Below are 19,381 nucleotides of genomic sequence, written 5' to 3' on the forward strand. Positions count from 1 at the left end.
AGGGGCGGGGAAGCGGAGGTGCGCCCACTGGCCGCTCCGGGTGCGAAAGGTGCGAAATGGGTGAAGGTAGGGCAAACCGTAAGCGCTGGCAGGATCCTGCGCACACCAGAATGGGGGGTGCGTGACCACAACGGGTGGTGTTCCACCCTTTTGCCCAGAGTCTGCCTGAGGTCGTCCGAGATTTATCTGTTCGACGTAGTCATACGGACGAAAGCGAGCGATTGCTCAGTCGGTGCGGGCATGCTACAGCACACCACAGGGCTTTCCCTGAGTACCGCCGGCATCGCGCACCCCGCCCGCACACCTACTCGGAGAGCCGCTCCCAGACCGACTCGAACCAGTCCCGCATGCTGTCCACGAAGACCGAGCCCTCGGAGCCGGGGTCCGCGTCCTTCGCATGGTGGGTCAGGGTGGCACCGAGCCCCAGCACGTCGAGCGCGGTGACCTCGTCGCCGCCGTCCAGGACCACCGTGCGCTCGATGACCTCGTAGAGACCGTGCAGCACCTCGGCGCCGTTGAACACGCTGGTGGGCGGTGTACTGGGGTTGCTGGCCTCAGTGGCGGCCATATGGCGCGCCCGCTCCGAGGCGAGGGCGGTCGAGGGGCGCGGGGCCCGCTCTAGCCCCGGACCGATTTCAGCAGCGGCTCCAGAGAACCGACGACCGCGTCCGCTCCGGCTTCCATCAAAAGCTTGGCTTTCTGTCCGTTACGCGCGTAGCCGAGGAACGGGACGCCGGCCTGGAGTGCGGCCTCAAGGTCCGAGGGGGCGTCGCCGATCATCAAGGAGGCCGAAGGGGCGGCGCCCATCGCGCTCAGGGCGCGGTTGAGGCAGTGCGGGTGCGGCTTGAGGTGGTGGAGGTCCTGGGTACGGCCGTAGATGTGGGGGGTGAAGCAGGAGACCAGGTCCCGGCTCATCAGGTACTTGCGCACCACGCGCGGGGAGTTGTTGGTCGCGATGGCCAGCCGGGAGCCGATCGCCGTCCAGGTCCGTATCAGCGGGTCGGCGTACGCGGTGGGCATGGCCGAGGACGCCGCCCGCAGCTCCTCCTGGGTGAGACGTTCCTCCAGTTCCGCGACCAGGTCACTGCCCGGGTGACGGCGATCGACGGCGCGCAGGACCACATGAGGGTCCAGGGACTGTCGCTCCGGCTCCGTCAGCAGGCCGTGCAGGCCTCTGCCTTCGAGCCACTCCACCAGTTCGGTCGCCACCCGCTCCGCCGAGTGCCCGGCGAACAGGCGGCAGATCGGACCGTCGAAGTCCCACAGCACCACACGGGCACGCGTGATCAGTTCCCGGATCTTCTCGGTGTCGGGCTCTGTGTCTTCCGCCACCGGTTCAGTCTGCGTCGTATCACTAGTCACTAGGAGAGTGTCAGGTCCGACGTAATGGTTTCCCAGAGGGCGTCGAACCACTTCTGGGATTCCTCCACGAAGGCGGCGTCGCGCTGGCCGGCCTGCTTGGCGAAGGAGAAGAGGACGGAGGCGGAGCCGAGGGCGTCGTACATCTCCAGGGTCTGGCTCTCGTACTCCTCCTCACGTTCGGTGAGGACGTAGTACCCGAGCAGGACTTCCTCCCGGTTGAGCACGTACAGCTTGATCGGCGGGGTGAGGGGCAGGGCGCGGAAGGTGACGTGGACGTCCAGGCCGTGTGTGGAGCGCAGGGCAAGGAGGTTGTGCCGCAGGACGTGGAGCTGTGCGTTGCGCATCGACAGCCACCGCTGGTGCACCGGGTCGTCGTCGCCCCGGCTCTCGACCAGGACCGGAAAGGCGAGGTTGATCTCCCTGGACGGCACCAGGATGCGGACGTCGATCGACTCGGGGCGGAGGTTGCCCTCATGGATCTGACGTACCGGTTCGCCGAGGGCCAGCATCAAGGTCTCCGCCGTGTGGCATACGACGTCCACGCGCACGTGCGGAGCGGAGAACGCCTCCGTCAGCCGTGGCGCCAGCCCCACCATCGTCGGCTGCGGCTCCCCCGGGGCGGGCGCCGGCGGCTCCGCGATCCGTGGCGGGCTCCCCTTGCTGACGTTGCTGAGCAACCCGTCTTCCTGGAGCGCGCGCAGGGCCTGACGCACGGTGCCGCGTTCCACCCCGAACTCGTCTGCCAGCTCGGCCTGGGTGGGCAGGCGGTCTCCGGCCTTGAGGTCACCGCTGTTGATCCGTTCCCGCAGGATGTCGGCGATCTCCTGCGGCGTGAGCCTTCTGCTGCCGTTCACTGCCACGTTCTCCTGGGTCACGACCAAACGCTACAACTCGGATCCATCTACGGGGAGTTGTTTGAAACTTGTTTATGAGTAGGTACCAAGTGGGGACAACTTAAGTGGAGTTGGTTGCCAACTCGATCGAGTTGGCGGAAGTTTTGCTTCCCCTCTCCACTCGCTTCGAGTCCCCACGCAACAGCCCCCACGCACCGTCCCGCCCACGAAGCCTGAAGGGGGAACCACCATGCCTGCTCTCGCCCTCCTCTCCGCCATATTCGTCGTCGGCTTCGAACAGGTCGTCAGCTGGAAGTACGGCGCCACCGGCATCATCGGCCTGCTGCTGCTCACCATAGGCATCAAGGCCAAGAACCCGGCCGTCAGCTCCATCGGGGCCGTCGTGCTCGCCCTGCTGGTCGCGGGGCCCGCTCTATGAGCGAAGAGGCAGGCCGCGGCCTGGCCGGTCGCACTGTGGGAGACGTCAGCTCGTGAGCACCAGCTCCGAACTGATCGTCTCCCACAGTGCGTTGAACCAGAGGTGGGACTGCTCGACGAAGGTGGTGTCGCGCAGGCCGGCGCCCTGGGCGAAGGCGAACAGCATCGACTGCGTGCCCTCGGCGTCGTACATCTCCAGTTGCTCGTGGTCGATCTCCTCCTCGCGTCGCGTGAGCGTGTAGTACGCGAAGAGGGCCTCCATGCCGTTGAGCAGGTACAGCTTCACGGGCGGGGTGAAGGGCAGGGCGCGGAAGGTGACGTTCACGTCGATGCCGTGCGTGGTGCGCAGGGCCAGCAGGTTGTGCCGCAGAACCTGGCCCTGGGCGTTGCGATGGACCAGCCAGCGGCGCTGCAGCCGGCCGTCGGCGGACGCGTCCACCGGCGTCGGGAAGGCCAGTTCGATGTCGCGGCTGGGCAGCAGGACCCGGACGTCCACCTTGGCTGGTTTCAGCTGTCCCGCGTGGATCCGGCGCAGCGGTTCGCCCATGGCGAGGGTCAGGGAGACGGAGGTCAGACAGAGGGCGTCGATCTCGACGTGCGGGGCCGCGAAGGCGTCCGATATGCGCGGGGCGAGGGACACCATGGTCGGCAGCGGTGGCGCTCCGGGGCCGGTCAGGGCCTTGCCCAGGCCCAGGTCGGAGGCGACGGTCGCCGGGCTTCCCTTGGAAACGTTGGTCAGCAGGTGCTCCGACTGCAGGATCCGCAGCGCCTGGCGTACGGCGCCGCGCTCCACGCCGAACTCGTCGGCCAGCCTCGCCTGCGTGGGCATGCGCTGACCCGGCCGCAGTTGGCCCGACGTGATGCGGGCGCGCAGCTCGTCGGCCACGTCTCGATGGGACGTCTGGGACGTCTGTGGCTTCCGTGACCTCTTTCGCCCAGTGACGGCGGCGTGTTTCGGGTCCACAACCAAACACTACAACTTCCCGCCATCTTTGGGCAGTTCCAGGAATGGTGGTTATAAGCCGCTTCCAAGTGGAGATAAGTACAGTGAAGTTGGTGACCAACTTTTGCAACATGGTCAAACTTCAGGAGGGTTGGCCGCAACCAGGGGTCCGCCTCCCCGTCCCGAAGGAGGGACCGTCATGCCGCTCATCGCCCTCGCCGTCGCCGCCCTCGCCATCGGATTCGAGCAGCTCATCCAGTGGAAGTACGGGCCCATGGGCATCATCGCCTTCGTGGCGCTGTCCGTCGGAATCAAGGCCAAGAACACCACGATCAGCGGCATCGGCGCGGTCATCCTCGTGATGCTGCTCGCCCAGTCCGGCTGAGCCCTACCGGGTTCGTCGTCCCAGGATCCGGCTGGCCGGGCTCCCTTCCGGAGGGGAGCCGGGAGCCCGCCCAGTCTGTACCAGCACAGCCACAACCGAACACCGACAACTGAACAGCTCCAACAGCACAGCCACAACTGAACAGCACTAGCAGCTGAACAGCACAGTCACAACTGAAGAGCACAGCTACGGATGAGTCGTCAGTCGTCGTCGGAGGGAAGGAGGCTCAGAACATGTCCGGGCACCACGGTCGCCTGGACGTACGCAGCAGGGCGTCGGCCAATCGGGCGGCGCCCGCTCGTTCTTCCCGCACCCGGCCCAGCGCCGCGAGCCGCACCACCGACTCGTCGCCCAGCCAGAGCCTCGCCAACTCCCCTGCTTCCATGGTGAGTTCGGAGCTCCGAGTGGTCGGCGTGCAGGACGCGCCCTGCACCGACGCCTCAAGGCGGAAGCGGCCGCCCGCCAGGCCGGCCCGGTCGGTGACCTCCAGCACCAGGGAGCCCGCCCCTTCGTACGTCCGCGACTCCAGCGCCCGTACGACATCCAGGATCCGTACCCACAGCCAGTCCGCGGCCGCCGTGATGGCGGCGGCCCTCGGGTCCGGCAGGAAGAGGGGAAGCAGGTCGTCGGGGGCCCGCCGGCCGCTCTTGACCCGGGTGACCCAGTCGATGGAGCAGAGGTGGCTCCACAGGGCTCGCTCCGCGGCCGGGGTCGCCGCGATCAGATCCCGTACGGTCGCCGTGTTCAGGGGCTTGCCGTCGCCCCACTTGTCGTCGACCTCGTACGCGGCCAGTCCCCCGACCTCGCCGTCCGCCGTGCGGTACACGGCGAAGAACGGCTCGGTCCACTTCGCGTCGAGCCGTACGACGCCCGTGTTGACCTGCCAAAACCAGTCGTCGCGGCTTACGGCGCCGGGGGTCGCGCGGCGGACGCGGTCGTGCAGTTCGGGGCCGAGTTTGCGCGCCTCCTCGGCGTCCACGAGGTCCACGCGGCCGCCGTCCTCGGGACCGGACCAGCGGCGGTCGAGGCCGGTGCGCGGGACGTCGACGGTCCACTCGGCGGTCGAGGTGGCGGCGCCGAAGCCGTAGCGTCCGTAGATCGGGTACTCGGCGGCGATCAGGGTGGCCACGGCGTCGCCGCGCTCCTTGGCGCTCGCGAGGTCCTGGCCCATCATGCGGGTGAGCAGGCCGCGGCGGCGGTGGGTGGCGGTGACGGTGACTCCGGAGACGGCGTCGGCCGCCACGAGGGTGCCGCCGACCGCGGTGACCTCTTGGGCGAAAGAGCGGAACGTCGCCACGCAGCGGGCTCCGTCGAAGGCGCCCAGGAAGCGGCCCTGCTCGAACTGGGCGCGGCGGGCTTCGATTTCGGTCTCCGTGACGGTGGGTCCTTGCAGGAAGCCGGTTTTCACCGCGCGGAGCCACTCGGCGAGTTCGGCCTCGGCGATCGGGCGGACGTCTATGTCGGAGTGCGCGCGGGTCATGGGATCACGGTAGGTGCCCGGCGGTGAGGTGTCGCGGGTTTTCTCCCGCCCCGCCATGAGCCCGGCCCCCGCCCGGCCACGAGCCCGGTCCGGTGGTCACGTCCCCGAGGGCCGGCTCCACAGACCCGTCCGCGCCCAGCACCACCAGGCTGCCCCGATGCCGGCCCTCGACGAATTCCGAACGTACGGCCTCGCAGAGGACCGGCGGTGCGACGGGCAAGGACATCGGCGGCGACCCTTCGGAGGCGTCACATCAGCAGGTCGTCGACCTGCGCTTCCCCCTCACGGTACCGGCGCGCCATCTCACCGCTGCAGTCGTCCGCGGTCCGCTGCAGCCGCTGCCGCCTCAGGGACACCTGCTGCTCGTAGCCGACGAGCCGGCCCATCGCCGCGTTCAGCTCCAGGTCGGTGCGCGCCTGAAGGTCGGAGAGTTCGACCTCGGCGAGCATGTCGGCGGCCAGTCGCCGGTACTCCTCGTTGTGCGGGGTGCCCAGGGTGACGTGGCGGGCGGAGGAACGGTGACGAGCCGGGGCGTCGGTGAGGATCTCGGACAGCCGCTCGACCACGGAACCCGCGCCCGTCGGTGAACGCCGCGCCAGCTCCGCCCGCAGGATGTCGATACGCCCCTGCAGCAGCCGCCGTACATAGCTGAGGTCGGCCTCGTCGCGCTGGGCGTCACGGCGCAGGGTGCGCAGCTCGGCGAGGCTCAGCACGGCCAGGTCGTGCTCGGACGGATCGCGGGGCAGCTGCGGCCCCGGGCTGTCGGTGCGCTGCACGGGCGGCCGCAGGGCCATCCGCTCTCCTGTTCGGATCAGCGAGACAGCCCCAGGCGGCTGCCCGGTACTCGATGTGCTCATGTGCCTCTACCGTCCCCTCGACCGGCGCGTGACAGCATCGTGCCACCCCGAGTGGCCGATATATGACCGAGTGGCCCCGATCGGCCCCAGATGGGGGGTTAAGGAACAAAAATGAATGCCGGTGCAGTACCCTCCGGGCCGCCCGGCATCATGGTCGTATGCGAGCAGTGGTGCAGAGGGTGGACGGCGCGAGCGTCGTCGTCGAAAACCAAGGGGCGGACCGAGGGTCCTCGGTTGAGGATGGTGCCGGGACACCGGCGGGCGAGACGGTTGGGGAGATCGCCGGCGAGGGGCTGTGCGTCCTGGTCGGGGTGACACACGAGGACACCAGGGAGAAGGCGGCCCAACTCGCCCGCAAACTCTGGTCGATCCGCATGCTGCACGACGAGAAGTCCTGCAGCGACATCGATGCCCCGCTGCTCGTGATCAGCCAGTTCACGCTCTACGGGGACGCCCGCAAGGGCCGCCGGCCCACCTGGAACGCCGCCGCCCCCGGTGAGGTCGCCGAGCCCCTCGTCGACGAGGTCGTCGCCCAGCTGCGGGCACTCGGCGCGACGGTGCGGACGGGCCGTTTCGGCGCGCAGATGCGGGTGTCGCTGACCAACGACGGCCCGTTCACCGTCTTCCTGGAGATCTAGTGCCCCGCCAGGCAACGGGGCCGATCTAGGGTTCCACGACGGCTTCCTGCGCGGCAGCCGTGTCCCCCGCCAGCAGCCGCGCCTCCACCGGCACGTTCCGCTTCACCAGGGCCAGGGCGACGGGGCCCAGCTCGTGGTGGCGTACGGATGTCGTGATGAAGCCGATCTTGCGGCCGTCGGGGTCCTCGTCGGCGAGGCGGATCTCCGTGCCGGGGGCGGGCAGGTGCACCTCGCTGCCGTCCAGATGCAGGAACACCAGACGGCGGGGCGGCTTGCCGAGGTTCTGCACCCGCGCCACCGTCTCCTGGCCCCGGTAGCAGCCCTTCTGCAGGTGCACCGCGGTACCGATCCAGCCCAGCTCGTGCGGGATGGTGCGGTGGTCGGTCTCGAAGCCGAGGCGCGGGCGGTGGTGTTCGACGCGCAGCGCCTCGTACGCCAGGATCCCGGCCGGCGGGCCGGACTTCTCCGCGTACGCCTCCAGGTCGGCGCGCGGCAGGAAGAGGTCGCGGCCGTACTGCGTCTCGCGTACGGCGACACCGTCCGGCACCTCGGCGATCGAACCGGCCGGCAGGTGCACCACCGCGAACTCGGCCGTGCGGTCGGCGACTTCGACGCGGTTGAAGAACTTCATCGACTCCAGGTAGGCGACGAGCGCGTCCTGCGTGCCGGGCTCGACGTGGGCCCAGACCGTCTCGCCGTCGTCGACCAGGTAGAGCGCGTGCTCGATGTGGCCGTGGGCGGAGAGGATCAGCGCCTCGGTGGCCTGGCCGGCCGGGAGGTCGCTGACGTGCTGGGTGAGCAGCAGATGCAGCCAGCTCAGCCGGTCGTCGCCGGTCACGGTGATGACGCCGCGGTGGGAGAGGTCGACGAAGCCGGTGCCGTCGGCGAGGGCGCGCTGTTCGCGGAACAGTTCGCCGTAGTGGGCGGCGACACCTTCGTCCACGCCCTCCGCGGGGACGGCGCCGGGCAGGGACAGGAGAGGGCTCTTCATGGGCACAAGCCTACGACTCGGTAGTTGAACTCTTCAGAGAACTCCGCGGAGCCGCCTTCGCCGCGCAGTCCTTGCAGCGGCCGAAGATCGCGAAGTGCTTCATGTCCGTGTCGAAGCCGAACTCGCGGCGGAGCTTGGCGGTGAACTCGACGGCCACCGACATGTCCGCCTCTATCACGTTCGTGCAGTCGCGGCAGACCAGGTGGATGTGGTGGTGCCGGTCCGCGAGGTGGTACGTCGGCGCGCCGTGCCCGAGGTGGGCGTGGCTGACCAGCCCGAGCTCCTCCAGGAGCTCCAGGGTCCGGTACACGGTGGAGATGTTGACCCCCGACGCCGTCTTCCTCACTTCCGTGAGGATGTCGTCGGGGGTCGCGTGCTCAAGGGTGTCCACGGCTTCGAGGACAAGCTGACGCTGCGGCGTCAGCCGGTAGCCGCGCTGCCTGAGGTCGCTCTTCCAGTCGGTGCTCACCACACCCACGAGTCTAGGACTACTTGAAGAAGGCGATGCCGTCGTCCGGCATGTCGCCGGGGAGGGCCTTGGCCCAGCGCTCGACGTCGTCCGGGGTGACGACCTTCTTCAGGTGGGCCGACATGTAGGGCCGCAGCTCGACCGAGGGGGTCTGCTTCTCGCCGACCCACATGAGGTCGCTCTTGACGTAGCCGTACAGGCGCTTGCCGGCGCTGTAGGGCCGGGAGGCGGCGGTGCGGGCCACCGCGTCCGTGACCAGGTCGATCTGCGGCTGCTTCTTGGCCAGGTCGCCATACCAGATCTCGATGACGCCGTCGTCGCGGGTCATCGTCACCTCGACCTTGCGGTCGGCGTCGATCCGCCAGAAGCCGGACTCGGTCTCCAGGGGCCGGACCTTGTTCCCGTCGTTGTCCAGGACCCAGGTGTGGGAGTGGTACTCCAAGAAGTCCCGGCCGTCGTGGGTGAAGGTGACCTCCTGCCCGAAGTTGCACTTCTCGGCGTCGGGGCTGTGTTCATCACTGTCTTCGACAGAGGCGTGCACGCCCGCGCCCGCCCAGGTGCCGAGCAGGAAGGCGAGGGGGACGAGGTCCTTGTGGAGGTCGGACGGGATCTCGATCATGGGGTCGGCAGTTCCTTGATGGGGGTCAGCGCTGGCCTTGGTACAGCTTCTTCACGGTCAGCCCGGCGAAGGCGAGGACGCCGACGCAGACCAGAACCAGCAGGGCTTCGAAGAATGCCTCAAGCACGGGGTGCTCCTTGATGAGCGAGGTGGGCGGTACACAAAGGCCGGGCCCCAGCTTACGCGGCCGGGGCCGGGCTCTCCTTGTGAGGTACGCCCTCGGCGTTGACTACGCTTCGGTCATGGCGAAGAAGCTCGTGATCAAGGTGACGGCGGGGGCCGATGCGCCCGAGCGGTGCTCGCAGGCGTTCACGGTGGCGGCGGTGGCCGTGGCCAGCGGTGTCGACGTCTCTCTGTGGCTGACCGGCGAGGCCGCGTGGTTCGCGCTGCCGGGACGCGCCGCCGAGTTCGAGCTGCCGCACGCGGCTCCGCTGCCCGGCCTGCTCGAATCGGTCCTCACGGCGGGCCGGCTCACCCTGTGCACGCAGTGCGCGGCCCGGCGGGACATCACGGAGAGTGACGTCATCGAGGGCGTACGCATCGCGGGCGCGCAGGTCTTCGTCCAGGAGGCGCTCGGCGACGAGACGCAGGCGCTCGTCTACTGACCCCTGCTGACCCCTTTCTACCCCCTGCTGCCCCCTACCGGCCCTTGACGGACTCGACGAACTCCGCCCACGCGAACGCCGAGAAGACCAGGGCGCCCAGAGCGGGGTCCTTGCTGTCCCGGACGGGGACGAGGGAGGGGACGTCGTCGGAGACTTCGAGGCAGGCGCCGCCGTCCGAGTTGCTGTAGCTGCTTTTGCGCCACGTCATGCTCGTCAGGTCGATGGCTTGCATGGTGCTTCCTCCAACAGCCGCCGGATGAACTTACGCGATTCGTCCGGGGAAAGGGCCAAATCACGTACCAGATCGTAATGGAGCTGCAGCCGATCAACATCCCTGGTTTCCTCGACCAGTTCGCCCGCATATCCCGTTTCCACCCATGCCACGGTACGGCTGCCCGCACTACGCAGGAACACCGTGTCCGTGTTCATCAGGGCGTGCAGACCAACGGATAGCGGCAACACCTGGACGGTGACGTTCTTGCGCGCCGACATGTCCAACAGGTGCTCCAGTTGATTCCGCCACCCGACAGGATCTCGCATAGGGGCGCGCAGCACAGCCTCGGAGACGATCGTCCAGAAGCGCGGTGCGTCGTCCTCGGTCAGCAGCTCACTGCGCCCCATTCGCGCGGCGCGCTCACGGCGCTCAGCGTCGCGGGACTGCTGATGGTGATCGTCGCGACGACCTGACCGTCGCGGGGCCGCCCTCTTACCGCGGGCGTTTCTTGCCGTCCAGTTCGTCCCACCACTCGTCGGACTTCGGGTCTCCGGACGGGTCGTCCCACCAGCGGTCGTCGGGGCCTCGACGGTTGGCGACCATGGCGGCGACCGGCGGGATGACCATCGCCACGACGCACATGGCGACGGCCGCGGGGACCGACCAGATGCGCACGACTCCCCAGGCCAGGACGAACAGCGTGATGCAGATGCCCATCATGGCGAAATAGACGCGACGGCGGCGTGCCAGCATGGCTCCAGGGTAGGCCTCGGCCCCTTGTCGGGCGCGGGCGCCGGACGCCCGAACACCCTCATCGCCCCGGTGGCCCGGTGGCCCGGCATGCCGAAGGGCCGCACTCCGGGAGTGCGGCCCATCGGGTGTACGGCTGTACGGCAGATGTACGTCAGACCGCGATCGCGACCTCCGCGAGGCCGCCCTGCTGGGCGACGACCGTGCGGTCGGCGGTGGCGCCGGGGACGAGGGCGCGGACGGTCCAGGTGCCCTCGGCCGCGTAGAAGCGGAACTGTCCGGTGGCGGAGGTGGGGACCTCCGCGGTGAACTCGCCGGTCGAGTCCAGCAGGCGGACGTAGCCGACCACGGGCTCGCCGTCCTTCGTCACCTGGCCCTGGATCGTGGTCTCACCGGGCTTGATCGTCGAGGCGTCCGGGCCGCCGGCCTTCGCTCCACACATGTCTTTTCTCCAAGAGAGGTCTGACCGGAGGAAGGCCGGTCGGGATTTGCGGGTCTGCTCGCTTGCTGCGCTGGCTTACTGCTGGTGTTACTTGTTGGCGCCCAGCTCGATCGGAACGCCGACGAGGCTGCCGTACTCGGTCCAGGAGCCGTCGTAGTTCTTGACGTTGTCGACCTTGAGCAGCTCGTGCAGGACGAACCAGGTCAGAGCCGAGCGCTCACCGATACGGCAGTACGCGATGGTGTCCTTGGCCAGGTCGACGCGCTCCTCGGCGTAGAGCTCCTTGAGCTCGTCGTCCGACTTGAAGGTGCCGTCGTCGTTGGCGTTCTTCGACCACGGGATGTTGCGCGCGGACGGGACGTGACCGGGACGCTGCGACTGCTCCTGCGGCAGGTGCGCGGGGGCCAGCAGCTTGCCGGAGAACTCGTCGGGCGAACGCACGTCGACCAGGTTCTGCGAACCGATGGCCGCCACCACGTCGTCACGGAAGGCGCGGATGGCCTTGTTCTGCGGCTTGGCGGTGTAGGTGGTCTCGGTGCGCTCCGGGACCTCCTCGACCAGCTCGCGGGCGTCCAGCTCCCACTTCTTGCGGCCACCGTCGAGCAGCTTGACGTTCTCGTGGCCGTACAGCTTGAAGTACCAGTACGCGTACGACGCGAACCAGTTGTTGTTTCCGCCGTAGAGGACCACCAGCGTGTCGTTGGCGATGCCCTTCGCCGACAGGAGCTTCTCGAAGCCCTCCTGGTCGATGAAGTCGCGGCGGACCGGGTCCTGCAGGTCCTTGGTCCAGTCGATGCGGATCGCGTTCCTGATGTGGTTCTTCTCGTAGGCGGACGTGTCCTCGTCCACTTCCACGATCGCGATGTCGGCGTTGTCCAGGTTGTCCTGGACCCAGTCGGCGTCGACCAGGACGTCGCTGCGGCTCATGCGCTTTCTCCTCCGGGGCAGTTGCGGCGGGGCGTGCGAGGTGAGGGTGCGCGCGCAGGCGGCGGCGCGCAGGGCTGCCCTGGGCAGGGCGGCGGGGAATGCGGAAGCAGAGGCTTCCGCTCAGAAGGTGCGACAGAGCATGGCGGCGACGCGGCACAGGTCTACTGCCCGCCGCTTCGTGAAATCCGCCTGTAGCTTCATGGGCTCGATCGTAGGGACGGACAGCGGGGCGTGTCACCGCCGTGTCGCATGATGAGATGCGATCGTCCGGGATATGAGACCCGAAGGGGGCGCGGGCCGTGTTCGCACGGCACGCGGGCCTGAGTTTGCGCCGTCACCGCTACGGTGCGGACGAACCGTCTCGCCCTTCGGACGCCCGGAGTCCGCCGAGCGCTGTCCTACCCGGCCAGCCTGACGTTCGAACCCTTCACCGTGATGTCCACTCCGTCCTTCGCGGCCTGCACACTGTCCAGCTTCACACCGCCCGGGAGCTGGTCGATGGTCTGCTGGAAGTCGGTGATCGACCGGATGCGGGAATCGGCCAGCTCGATGATCAGCTTGGGCAGGTTGTCGGCGTGCACCTTCACGGTGTCGCCGTCGACGGTCACCGTGCTGAGCACCGGATACGTCTGCGAGGCGCCGGCCGCCGAGACCTCGACGTCGACCTTGATCTTGCCGTTGCCGCCGTCGGAGAGGCCGACGACCTGGGCGGTGACCCCTCTGATGATGTTCGTCGGCTGGGACTTGGCCGCCTTGAGCAGTTCGTCGTAGGCGATGGTCGCGGTGCCGGTCGCGGTGGACGCGGTGGCGGAGCTGTAGTCGCCGGAGAACGTGACGCCCTTCATATCGGCCTTCAGGTCGTCGATACGGACCGTCTTCGGGCCGGCGCTGCTGCCGCCGGTGCCCGTGCCCGTGTTCGCCTCGTAGTCCTTGATGCCGACCTCGACGTCGTCCAGCTCACCGGAGGCGACCTGGGTGAGGAAGGGGAAGCCCTTGATGGACACGTCGGGGTCGGAGGCGAGGTTCTCGGTGGTCTTCAGCTTGGACGCCGCCTCGTCCTCGGCGAAGTACACCGCGACCCGGTCGACGACTACGAACAGGCCGCCCAGGATCACGACGACGATCAGAAGTATTCGCAGCGCGCGCATACGGCGTTTCCCCCACCTGGCCGGACGATGACAACGGTTCCCGACGACCGGGTGGCCGCCCAGCGCGAGAGTAACCCTGCGACGGCGCGGGCCGGAGAATTGTCGATCATCTGTGACAGGAGCCGGTGACCGCGGCCGGTTACTGGCCCAGCGCCCGCCCCAGCACGTACAGGACCGGCGCCGCGGCCGTCAGCGGCAGGGCGACGCCCGCCGTGAAGTGCACGAACCTCGACGGGTAGTCGTAGCTCGCCACCCGGTGGCCGATGAGGGCACAGACCGCCGCGCCCGCGCCCAGCAGCGCGCCCTCCGCCCCGAACCCCGTGATGCCTCCGACGGCGATGCCCGCACCCGCGGCGGCGAGGAGGGAGACGATCACCGACGCGGGGGTGGGCAGCGGGAGCGCGCGGGCCAGGACCGCCACCGCGACCGCCGCCGCGCCGACCGAGACGGCGTGCGCGGAGGCTGCGAGATAGCCGCCCGCGACGATGGACAGCGCGGCCGAGGCGACGCCCGCCATCAGGCCGTACATCCGCTCGTCCGGGTCCGCGTGCGAGCGCAGCTGGAGGACCAGGGAGAGCAGGACCCAGACGCCGAGGGTGCCCAGGATCGCCTCCGGGCCGTTCGACCGGCCGGCCACCAGCAGCACGGCGTCCGCGGCCAGCGCGCCCAGGAACGCCAGCGCGATGCCCTGCCGGGCCGGCCACATGCCGTTCAGCCGGAACCAGCCCGCCGCGGTGACCGCCTGAAGAGCGACGAGCGGGACGAGAAGGGCGTACGAGCCGACAGCGGCCGTGCCGGACAGGAGCAGGCCCAGCAGGGCCGTGAGCCCGGCCGGCTGTATGCCCGGCTCGATGATCGGGGAACGGCCCTCCAGGCGGGAGCGCTGGGCGTCCGTGATGCGGGGGTTGCCGGCGAGGGTGGCGGGGCCGTAGGTGGCGCCCGTCGATTCCCCGGCGGAAGGGGCCGGTGCGGGGGCCGGTGCGGGCGCGGGGGCCGGCGCCGGGGCCTGCGGTTGCTGCCACTGCGGAGCCTGCGAGTACCCCTGGTGCGGTGCCGCCTGCTGGGGTGCCTGCTGCTGCATGTAGGCCGTCTCCGCGCCCGACACCGGCGCCTGCGGCTGCGGCTCCCAGGTCTGCCCCTGCCACTGCTGGGTGTACTGCTGGGCGGCATACGGGTCGTCGTAACCCTCGTATCCCTGACCCTCGTACCCCTGGCCCCCGTACCCCTGACCCTGGTATCCCTGACCCTGATACGCCTGCTGCTGCGGCTGCTGCGAGTGCTGCTGCGGCTGCTGCGGTTGCGGCTGCTGCTGGTACGGGTCGTACGGCTGATCGGTCATCCTCACCCTCCTGCGAACGGCGGGAGCACCTCGACCGTGCCGCCGGCGGCCAGCCGTACCGTCTCATGTCCGCGGGTGCCCACGGGGTCACCGTCGATGAGGAACGAGCATCGCTGCAGTACGCGCGACAGTTCACCGGGGTGTCGCTCGCGCACGGCGTCGAGCGCCTCGGCGAGGGTGGCCGCGTCGTACGGCTCCTCGGCGACGCCGGCCGCGGCCTTCGCGGCGGCCCAGTAGCGCACCGTGACCTTTGGCATCCGGTTCCTCAATCAATGGTCAATGAACAGTCGATCGGCGGTGTACCCCGTCAGGCTAGCCCGCCCGTGAGACGGCCCAGTCCCCGATGCGCGCCAGCAGCCCGTCAGTGGCCGCGTGTTCGGCGTGGCCCATGCCGCCCTCCACCCAGAGTTCTCCGTGGTCACCGGCGGCCGCGGCCAGCATGCGGGGGTGGTCGAGCGGGAAGTAGCCGTCCCGGTCGCCGTGCACGATCAGGAGCGGAGTGGGCGCGATCCTCGCCGCCGCCTCCGCCGGCGAGAGCGGGACCGGGTCCCACTCCCGGTGGTGGATCCTCGTACCGAATCCGTAGCGGCCAACCAGCCGGCCCTCGGGGCGGGTTACCAGCCAGTGCAGCTTCCGCATAGGGGCGGTGCCCCGGTAGTACCAGCGGGCCGGTGCACTCACCGAGACCACCGCGTCCGTGGACGCTTCCGTGCGCCCTCCGCGCCCCGGCCCGTACAACGCCGCGTGCCGCAGCACCACCGAGCCGCCCATGGAGAAGCCGACGGTCGCCACGCGCGCGTGGCCGAGTTCCCGCGCCCAGGTCACCGCGGCCGCCAGATCGAGCACCTCCCGGTCGCCCACCGTGGACCGCCCGCCGGACATCCCGTGACCCCTGAAGGAGAACGAGACCACCGCCCCGTACTGCGCGAACGCCTCCACCACCCGACGCACGTGCGGCTTGTCCACGTCGCCCGTGAAGCCGTGTGCCATGACGAACACCAGGTCAACGGAGGATGACGCCGCGGCGTCGTATACAGCGGCCCGCGGGTCGTATACGGAATCGATGGACACCCCGTCGTTCGTGTGCAGAAACGTCCGCAAAGGTGCGCGTCTGGTCGTCTCGGAGTTCGGACGAGCGGTGGAACTCGCCACATGACCTGCCGGAGTGATGCTCATGTGGGCTATTCTGCTCGGCAGAGGACTCGGGCATCGACGCCCCCGGGTCCTTTTGTGCTTTCGGAAGCGTTGTATACGACGCGGGAAACCGCAGGTGTACGGGGCCCCGGGATCGCAGAGCGGTACCGCACCACCAAACGTCCTCGCAGGGACCGAGGAGGAACCAGACGTATGAGTTCTCTGCTGCTCCTGACCAATGCCCTTCAGCCGTCGACGGAGGTGCTCCCCGCCCTCGGCCTGCTCCTGCACAACGTGCGAGTGGCCCCGGCGGAGGGCCCCGCCCTCGTCGACACCCCGGGCGCCGACGTCATCCTCGTCGACGGCCGCCGTGACCTGCCCCAGGTCCGCAGTCTGTGCCAGCTGCTGCGCTCCACGGGCCCCGGCTGTCCGCTCGTCCTCGTCGTGACCGAGGGCGGCCTCGCGGCCGTCACCGCCGACTGGGGCATCGACGACGTACTCCTCGACACCGCCGGTCCGGCGGAGGTCGAGGCGCGGCTGCGGCTGGCCATGGGCCGACAGCAGATCGTCAACGACGACTCCCCCATGGAGATCCGCAACGGCGACCTGTCGGTCGACGAGGCCACCTACTCCGCCAAACTCAAGGGCCGGGTCCTCGACCTCACCTTCAAGGAGTTCGAGCTCCTCAAGTACCTCGCACAGCACCCGGGCCGCGTCTTCACCCGAGCCCAGCTGCTGCAGGAGGTCTGGGGCTACGACTACTTCGGCGGCACCCGAACGGTCGACGTGCACGTACGACGGCTGCGCGCCAAGCTCGGACCCGAGCACGAGTCGCTGATCGGGACCGTCCGGAACGTCGGTTATCGATTCGTTACTCCGGAGAAGGTCGACCGGGCCGCCGAGGAGGCCAAGGCCAAGGCAGACCGCCCAAAGCAGGAGGATACGGACGGGGTGACCGCCCTGGACGAGGTCGAGGTGCGGGCGGAGGCATAAGGGGCACCTGAGGGGGCATCGCTTCCACACAGGCGCTCCGGGCCCAGCCCCTTCTCGCCCTGCCCGGAGGCGGTATATCCGCGTAGACTCCGCGCGTGGCCAAGGTGACTCGGGATGATGTGGCGCGACTGGCGGGGACTTCGACCGCCGTGGTCAGTTACGTCATCAACAACGGACCCCGGCCGGTCGCCCCGGCCACGCGCGAGCGTGTCCTCGCCGCCATCAAGGAACTGGGGTACCGGCCGGACCGGGTCGCCCAGGCGATGGCGTCCCGGCGCACCGACCTCATAGGCCTGATCGTGCCGGACGCGCGCCAGCCCTTCTTCGGGGAGATGGCGCACGCGGTCGAACAGGCCGCCTCCGAGCGCGGAAAGATGGTGCTGGTCGGGAACTCCGACTACGTGGGCGAGCGCGAGGTCCACTATCTGCGGGCCTTCCTCGGCATGCGGGTGTCCGGGCTCATCCTGGTCAGCCATGCGCTCAACGACAACGCCGCCGCCGAGATCGAGGCCTGGGACGCCCGGGTGGTCCTCCTGCACGAGCGTCCCGAGGCCATCGACGACGTCGCCGTCGTCATCGACGACCTGGACGGCGCCCGGCAGGCCGTCAGCCATCTGATCGACCACGGCTACGAGTACGTCGCCTGTATGGGCGGCACCGCCGAGACCCCGGTCGTCGGCGACCCGGTCTCCGACCACGTCGAGGGCTGGCGGCGCGCGATGGAGGAGGCCGGGATCCCGACCGAGGACCGGCTCTTCGAGGCCCCGTACAACCGCTACGACGCCTACGAGGTGGCCCTGGAGATCCTCTCCGGGCCCCGGCGCCCGCCCGCGATCTTCTGCTCCACCGACGACCAGGCGATCGGCGTGCTGCGTGCCGCGCGCGAGCTGCGACTCGACGTGCCGGGCGAGCTGGCGGTGGCCGGCTTCGACGACATCAAGGAGGCGGCGCTGGCGGACCCGCCCCTGACCACGGTCGCCTCGGACCGTTCCGCGATGGCGCGGGCCGCCGTGGACCTCGTGCTCGACGACGGGCTGCGGGTGGCGGGGTCCCGGCGGGAGCGGCTCAGGCAGTTCCCGTCGCGGCTGGTCACGCGGAGGTCGTGCGGCTGCCCGTGAGGGTGCCCGCACATGAAGCTTGCCTGAAAGGCCTCGCCGAGCTGCGAGAAGGCTCCTTATATCGGGCAAACAAGGTTCTGTCGGGCTTCTCAGCGGGCACTCAGCCAGCTCTCATGGTTGCGCGGGAAGCTCATTGTCATGACCGAGAGCATCCGCCGCAGCGGCGAGTACGAGAACCCCTATCAGGGCGAGCAGCAGCACACGTACCCCCAGCAGCAGCACGCCTCCTCCCCCGTGAGCCCCGAGTGGCCGCCGCCGCCGGCGCAGCCACCGGTGCAGCCGGCCGCGGCCGAGGGTTCTGGCTACGGCGGCTACGGCGGGCACGACGGCTACAGCGGTTACGACGGTTACGGCGGTGGCGGTGGCGGTACGGCTTTCCCCACCGGCGCTCCCGCAGCTCCCGCCGCCTTCGCAGCGGCTGCGGCGCCGAAGAAGCGCACCCGGGGCCCCCTCGCCCTGCTGGCCGCCGTGGCGATCGTGGCCGCGGCGATCGGCGGCGGCACCGCGTACGCCTTCCAGGAGCTGACCGGCAACGACACCGTCGCCACCAGCAGCAGCACCAGCACCAATGTGGTGCCCTCCGGCAAGAAGGGCGACGTCGCCACCATCGCCGCGGCCGTCAGCCCGAGCGTGGTCGAGGTCAGCGCCACGCTGAGCAACGGTTCGTCGACCGGCTCCGGCGTGATCATCACCAGCGGCGGCGAGATCGTCACCAACAACCACGTCGTCTCCGGTGCCACGTCGATCAAGGTGACGACCAGCGCCGGCAAGACCTACACCGCGAAGGTCGTCGGCACCGACAGCAAGAAGGACCTCGCCCTGATCAAGCTGGAGAACGCCTCCGGCCTCAAGGCGGCCACCCTCGGCAACTCCTCCGGCGTCCAGGTCGGTGACACCGTCGTGGCGATCGGCTCCCCCGAGGGCCTGAGCGGCACCGTCACCAGCGGCATCGTCTCGGCCCTCAACCGGGACGTGACCGTCTCGACCGACGAGGGCCAGTCCCAGGACCAGGGCCAGGGCCAGGGCCAGGGAGGCGACGGCCGGTGGCCGTTCTCCTTCGGCGGCCAGCAGTTCAACGGCGACACGGGTTCGTCGACGACGACATACAAGGCGATCCAGACCGACGCGTCCCTCAACCCGGGCAACTCCGGCGGCGCTCTGATCGACGCCGCGGGCAACATCGTCGGCATCAACTCCGCGATGTACTCCGCGAGTTCGCAGTCGTCCTCGGGCTCGTCGGACGCCGGCAGCGTCGGCCTCGGCTTCGCCATCCCGATCAACACCGTCAAGTCCGACCTGGCCACGCTGCGGGCCGGCGGCAGCGACAGCTGAACCCAGCCGGCTGTCATCACCTCACCAGCAGGGAGCGCGTCATGGAGCACGTCACGGAGCACGTCGTGATCAAGCAGGTTTCCCACACGGTCGCCGGCACCGCTCCGGCCCATCTCGCCCTGGCTCTCGAAGTGGCGTACGCACTGCACGCGCCGGTGACACCGGTGACGCGCGCGCCGGAGCTGGTGGCGAGTGCCCCGGCCCAGATGATGGGTCTGCGCACCACCGCGGCCCGTCCGCACCGCCGCAAGGTGCCGCTGAACCGGATCGCGGCGATGCACGGCTGATCGCGCCCGGCCGGCCTTCTCTCCGTACTCGCCCGCAGGGAAACATGCGAGGCTGAAGGCGTTCAGCACGCTCAAGC

Annotated in this window: 26 protein-coding genes and 1 pseudogene; 8 read left to right on the top strand and 19 right to left on the bottom strand. The window is 69.3% G+C overall.

The genetic code is table 11. The annotated features are described in order from the left end of the window. Window positions 1–304 precede the first annotated feature (304 nt). From OOK07_RS19635 to OOK07_RS19645, 3 genes are read right to left on the bottom strand one after another with little or no spacing between them, the layout of a single operon-like run. Complete coding sequence (locus tag OOK07_RS19635; protein ID WP_266797698.1) at window positions 305–568, bottom strand: hypothetical protein; 264 nt, start codon at window positions 566–568, stop codon at window positions 305–307. Window positions 569–618: 50 nt separating this feature from the next. Continuing rightward, complete coding sequence (locus OOK07_RS19640; RefSeq protein WP_406312015.1) at window positions 619–1,332, bottom strand: HAD family hydrolase; 714 nt, start codon at window positions 1,330–1,332, stop codon at window positions 619–621. Window positions 1,333–1,361: 29 nt separating this feature from the next. Continuing rightward, a complete protein-coding gene (locus tag OOK07_RS19645) occupies window positions 1,362–2,243 on the bottom strand; it encodes a winged helix-turn-helix domain-containing protein (protein ID WP_266682105.1) in 882 nt (293 codons plus the stop codon). Between the two features lie 202 nt (window positions 2,244–2,445). Between OOK07_RS19645 and OOK07_RS19650 the strand changes: the two genes are divergently transcribed. Then, window positions 2,446–2,634: a hypothetical protein gene (locus OOK07_RS19650; RefSeq protein WP_266516911.1), complete on the top strand. Its 189-nt coding sequence runs from the start codon at window positions 2,446–2,448 to the stop codon at window positions 2,632–2,634. A gap of 45 nt (window positions 2,635–2,679) precedes the next feature. Here OOK07_RS19650 and OOK07_RS19655 read toward each other — a convergent pair whose 3' ends face one another. Further along, entirely contained in the window at window positions 2,680–3,603 is a 924-nt protein-coding gene (locus OOK07_RS19655) for a winged helix-turn-helix domain-containing protein (RefSeq protein WP_266797700.1), read from the bottom strand. 172 nt (window positions 3,604–3,775) lie between these two features. On the opposite strand from OOK07_RS19655, the gene OOK07_RS19660 reads away from it, so the two are divergent. Beyond that, on the top strand, window positions 3,776–3,961 hold the full coding sequence (locus tag OOK07_RS19660; protein WP_266516915.1) for a hypothetical protein: 186 nt from the start codon (window positions 3,776–3,778) through the stop codon (window positions 3,959–3,961). A gap of 226 nt (window positions 3,962–4,187) precedes the next feature. Here OOK07_RS19660 and OOK07_RS19665 read toward each other — a convergent pair whose 3' ends face one another. The 3 genes and pseudogenes from OOK07_RS19665 to OOK07_RS19675 form a co-directional block, all read right to left on the bottom strand. After that, window positions 4,188–5,441, bottom strand: a complete 1,254-nt coding sequence (locus OOK07_RS19665) for a GNAT family N-acetyltransferase (RefSeq protein ID WP_266797701.1) — start codon at window positions 5,439–5,441, stop codon at window positions 4,188–4,190. Window positions 5,442–5,535: 94 nt separating this feature from the next. Beyond that, window positions 5,536–5,667 (bottom strand): annotated as a pseudogene (locus tag OOK07_RS19670) (asparaginase); the annotation flags it as partial. A 22-nt stretch (window positions 5,668–5,689) separates the two neighbouring features. Further along, window positions 5,690–6,298, bottom strand: a complete 609-nt coding sequence (locus OOK07_RS19675) for an RsiG family protein (protein WP_405671625.1) — start codon at window positions 6,296–6,298, stop codon at window positions 5,690–5,692. A 158-nt stretch (window positions 6,299–6,456) separates the two neighbouring features. On the opposite strand from OOK07_RS19675, the gene dtd reads away from it, so the two are divergent. Next, window positions 6,457–6,936 (top strand): D-aminoacyl-tRNA deacylase, encoded by a 480-nt coding sequence (gene dtd / locus OOK07_RS19680; RefSeq protein ID WP_266682113.1) that lies wholly within the window; start codon window positions 6,457–6,459, stop codon window positions 6,934–6,936. A 25-nt stretch (window positions 6,937–6,961) separates the two neighbouring features. Here dtd and ygfZ read toward each other — a convergent pair whose 3' ends face one another. Genes ygfZ through OOK07_RS19695 form a run of 3 tightly spaced genes read right to left on the bottom strand, consistent with a single transcriptional unit; the run spans window position 6,962 to window position 9,015 of the window. Continuing rightward, complete coding sequence (gene ygfZ / locus OOK07_RS19685; RefSeq protein ID WP_266682115.1) at window positions 6,962–7,927, bottom strand: CAF17-like 4Fe-4S cluster assembly/insertion protein YgfZ; 966 nt, start codon at window positions 7,925–7,927, stop codon at window positions 6,962–6,964. Window positions 7,928–7,937: 10 nt separating this feature from the next. Continuing rightward, window positions 7,938–8,399, bottom strand: a complete 462-nt coding sequence (locus OOK07_RS19690) for a Fur family transcriptional regulator (RefSeq protein ID WP_266797703.1) — start codon at window positions 8,397–8,399, stop codon at window positions 7,938–7,940. Window positions 8,400–8,415: 16 nt separating this feature from the next. Further along, window positions 8,416–9,015: a heme-binding beta-barrel domain-containing protein gene (locus tag OOK07_RS19695; RefSeq protein WP_266797705.1), complete on the bottom strand. Its 600-nt coding sequence runs from the start codon at window positions 9,013–9,015 to the stop codon at window positions 8,416–8,418. A 242-nt stretch (window positions 9,016–9,257) separates the two neighbouring features. On the opposite strand from OOK07_RS19695, the gene OOK07_RS19700 reads away from it, so the two are divergent. Then, entirely contained in the window at window positions 9,258–9,620 is a 363-nt protein-coding gene (locus OOK07_RS19700; protein WP_266682118.1) for a DsrE family protein, read from the top strand. A 34-nt stretch (window positions 9,621–9,654) separates the two neighbouring features. On the opposite strand, the gene OOK07_RS19705 is transcribed toward OOK07_RS19700, so the two are convergent. The 9 genes from OOK07_RS19705 to OOK07_RS19745 form a co-directional block, all read right to left on the bottom strand. Next, window positions 9,655–9,852 (bottom strand): DUF397 domain-containing protein, encoded by a 198-nt coding sequence (locus OOK07_RS19705; protein ID WP_266682120.1) that lies wholly within the window; start codon window positions 9,850–9,852, stop codon window positions 9,655–9,657. Beyond that, a complete protein-coding gene (locus OOK07_RS19710; protein ID WP_323182973.1) occupies window positions 9,834–10,241 on the bottom strand; it encodes a DUF5753 domain-containing protein in 408 nt (135 codons plus the stop codon). Before OOK07_RS19710 ends, OOK07_RS19705 begins: the two co-directional genes overlap by 19 nt. Window positions 10,242–10,326: 85 nt before the next feature. Next, on the bottom strand, window positions 10,327–10,587 hold the full coding sequence (locus OOK07_RS19715; RefSeq protein ID WP_266682122.1) for a DUF3099 domain-containing protein: 261 nt from the start codon (window positions 10,585–10,587) through the stop codon (window positions 10,327–10,329). Window positions 10,588–10,738: 151 nt separating this feature from the next. Beyond that, complete coding sequence (locus tag OOK07_RS19720; protein ID WP_003991226.1) at window positions 10,739–11,026, bottom strand: DUF1416 domain-containing protein; 288 nt, start codon at window positions 11,024–11,026, stop codon at window positions 10,739–10,741. Window positions 11,027–11,113: 87 nt separating this feature from the next. After that, window positions 11,114–11,953, bottom strand: coding sequence for a sulfurtransferase (locus OOK07_RS19725; RefSeq protein ID WP_266797707.1), 840 nt, complete (start codon window positions 11,951–11,953; stop codon window positions 11,114–11,116). A gap of 398 nt (window positions 11,954–12,351) precedes the next feature. Next, window positions 12,352–13,101, bottom strand: coding sequence for an LmeA family phospholipid-binding protein (locus OOK07_RS19730; RefSeq protein ID WP_266797709.1), 750 nt, complete (start codon window positions 13,099–13,101; stop codon window positions 12,352–12,354). A gap of 139 nt (window positions 13,102–13,240) precedes the next feature. Then, complete coding sequence (locus tag OOK07_RS19735) at window positions 13,241–14,440, bottom strand: hypothetical protein (RefSeq protein WP_266797711.1); 1,200 nt, start codon at window positions 14,438–14,440, stop codon at window positions 13,241–13,243. 2 nt (window positions 14,441–14,442) lie between these two features. Continuing rightward, window positions 14,443–14,697: a MoaD/ThiS family protein gene (locus tag OOK07_RS19740; protein ID WP_266797713.1), complete on the bottom strand. Its 255-nt coding sequence runs from the start codon at window positions 14,695–14,697 to the stop codon at window positions 14,443–14,445. Between the two features lie 55 nt (window positions 14,698–14,752). Next, window positions 14,753–15,616 carry an alpha/beta hydrolase gene (locus tag OOK07_RS19745; RefSeq protein WP_266682132.1) on the bottom strand — a complete coding sequence of 288 codons (864 nt, stop codon included), beginning with the start codon at window positions 15,614–15,616 and terminating at the stop codon, window positions 14,753–14,755. A gap of 171 nt (window positions 15,617–15,787) precedes the next feature. Between OOK07_RS19745 and OOK07_RS19750 the strand changes: the two genes are divergently transcribed. The 4 genes from OOK07_RS19750 to OOK07_RS19765 all read left to right on the top strand — a co-directional run bounded on the left by OOK07_RS19750 (window position 15,788) and on the right by OOK07_RS19765 (window position 19,304). Next, window positions 15,788–16,567 carry a winged helix-turn-helix transcriptional regulator gene (locus OOK07_RS19750; protein ID WP_266682134.1) on the top strand — a complete coding sequence of 260 codons (780 nt, stop codon included), beginning with the start codon at window positions 15,788–15,790 and terminating at the stop codon, window positions 16,565–16,567. 95 nt (window positions 16,568–16,662) lie between these two features. Continuing rightward, window positions 16,663–17,685 carry a LacI family DNA-binding transcriptional regulator gene (locus tag OOK07_RS19755; RefSeq protein WP_266682136.1) on the top strand — a complete coding sequence of 341 codons (1,023 nt, stop codon included), beginning with the start codon at window positions 16,663–16,665 and terminating at the stop codon, window positions 17,683–17,685. 138 nt (window positions 17,686–17,823) lie between these two features. Further along, window positions 17,824–19,017 (top strand): S1C family serine protease, encoded by a 1,194-nt coding sequence (locus OOK07_RS19760; RefSeq protein WP_266797715.1) that lies wholly within the window; start codon window positions 17,824–17,826, stop codon window positions 19,015–19,017. 65 nt (window positions 19,018–19,082) lie between these two features. Further along, complete coding sequence (locus tag OOK07_RS19765) at window positions 19,083–19,304, top strand: hypothetical protein (RefSeq protein WP_266683620.1); 222 nt, start codon at window positions 19,083–19,085, stop codon at window positions 19,302–19,304. The last annotated feature ends 77 nt before the right edge of the window (window positions 19,305–19,381 follow it).

The sequence above is a fragment of the Streptomyces sp. NBC_00078 genome (assembly GCF_026343335.1).
Classification (GTDB): domain Bacteria; phylum Actinomycetota; class Actinomycetes; order Streptomycetales; family Streptomycetaceae; genus Streptomyces.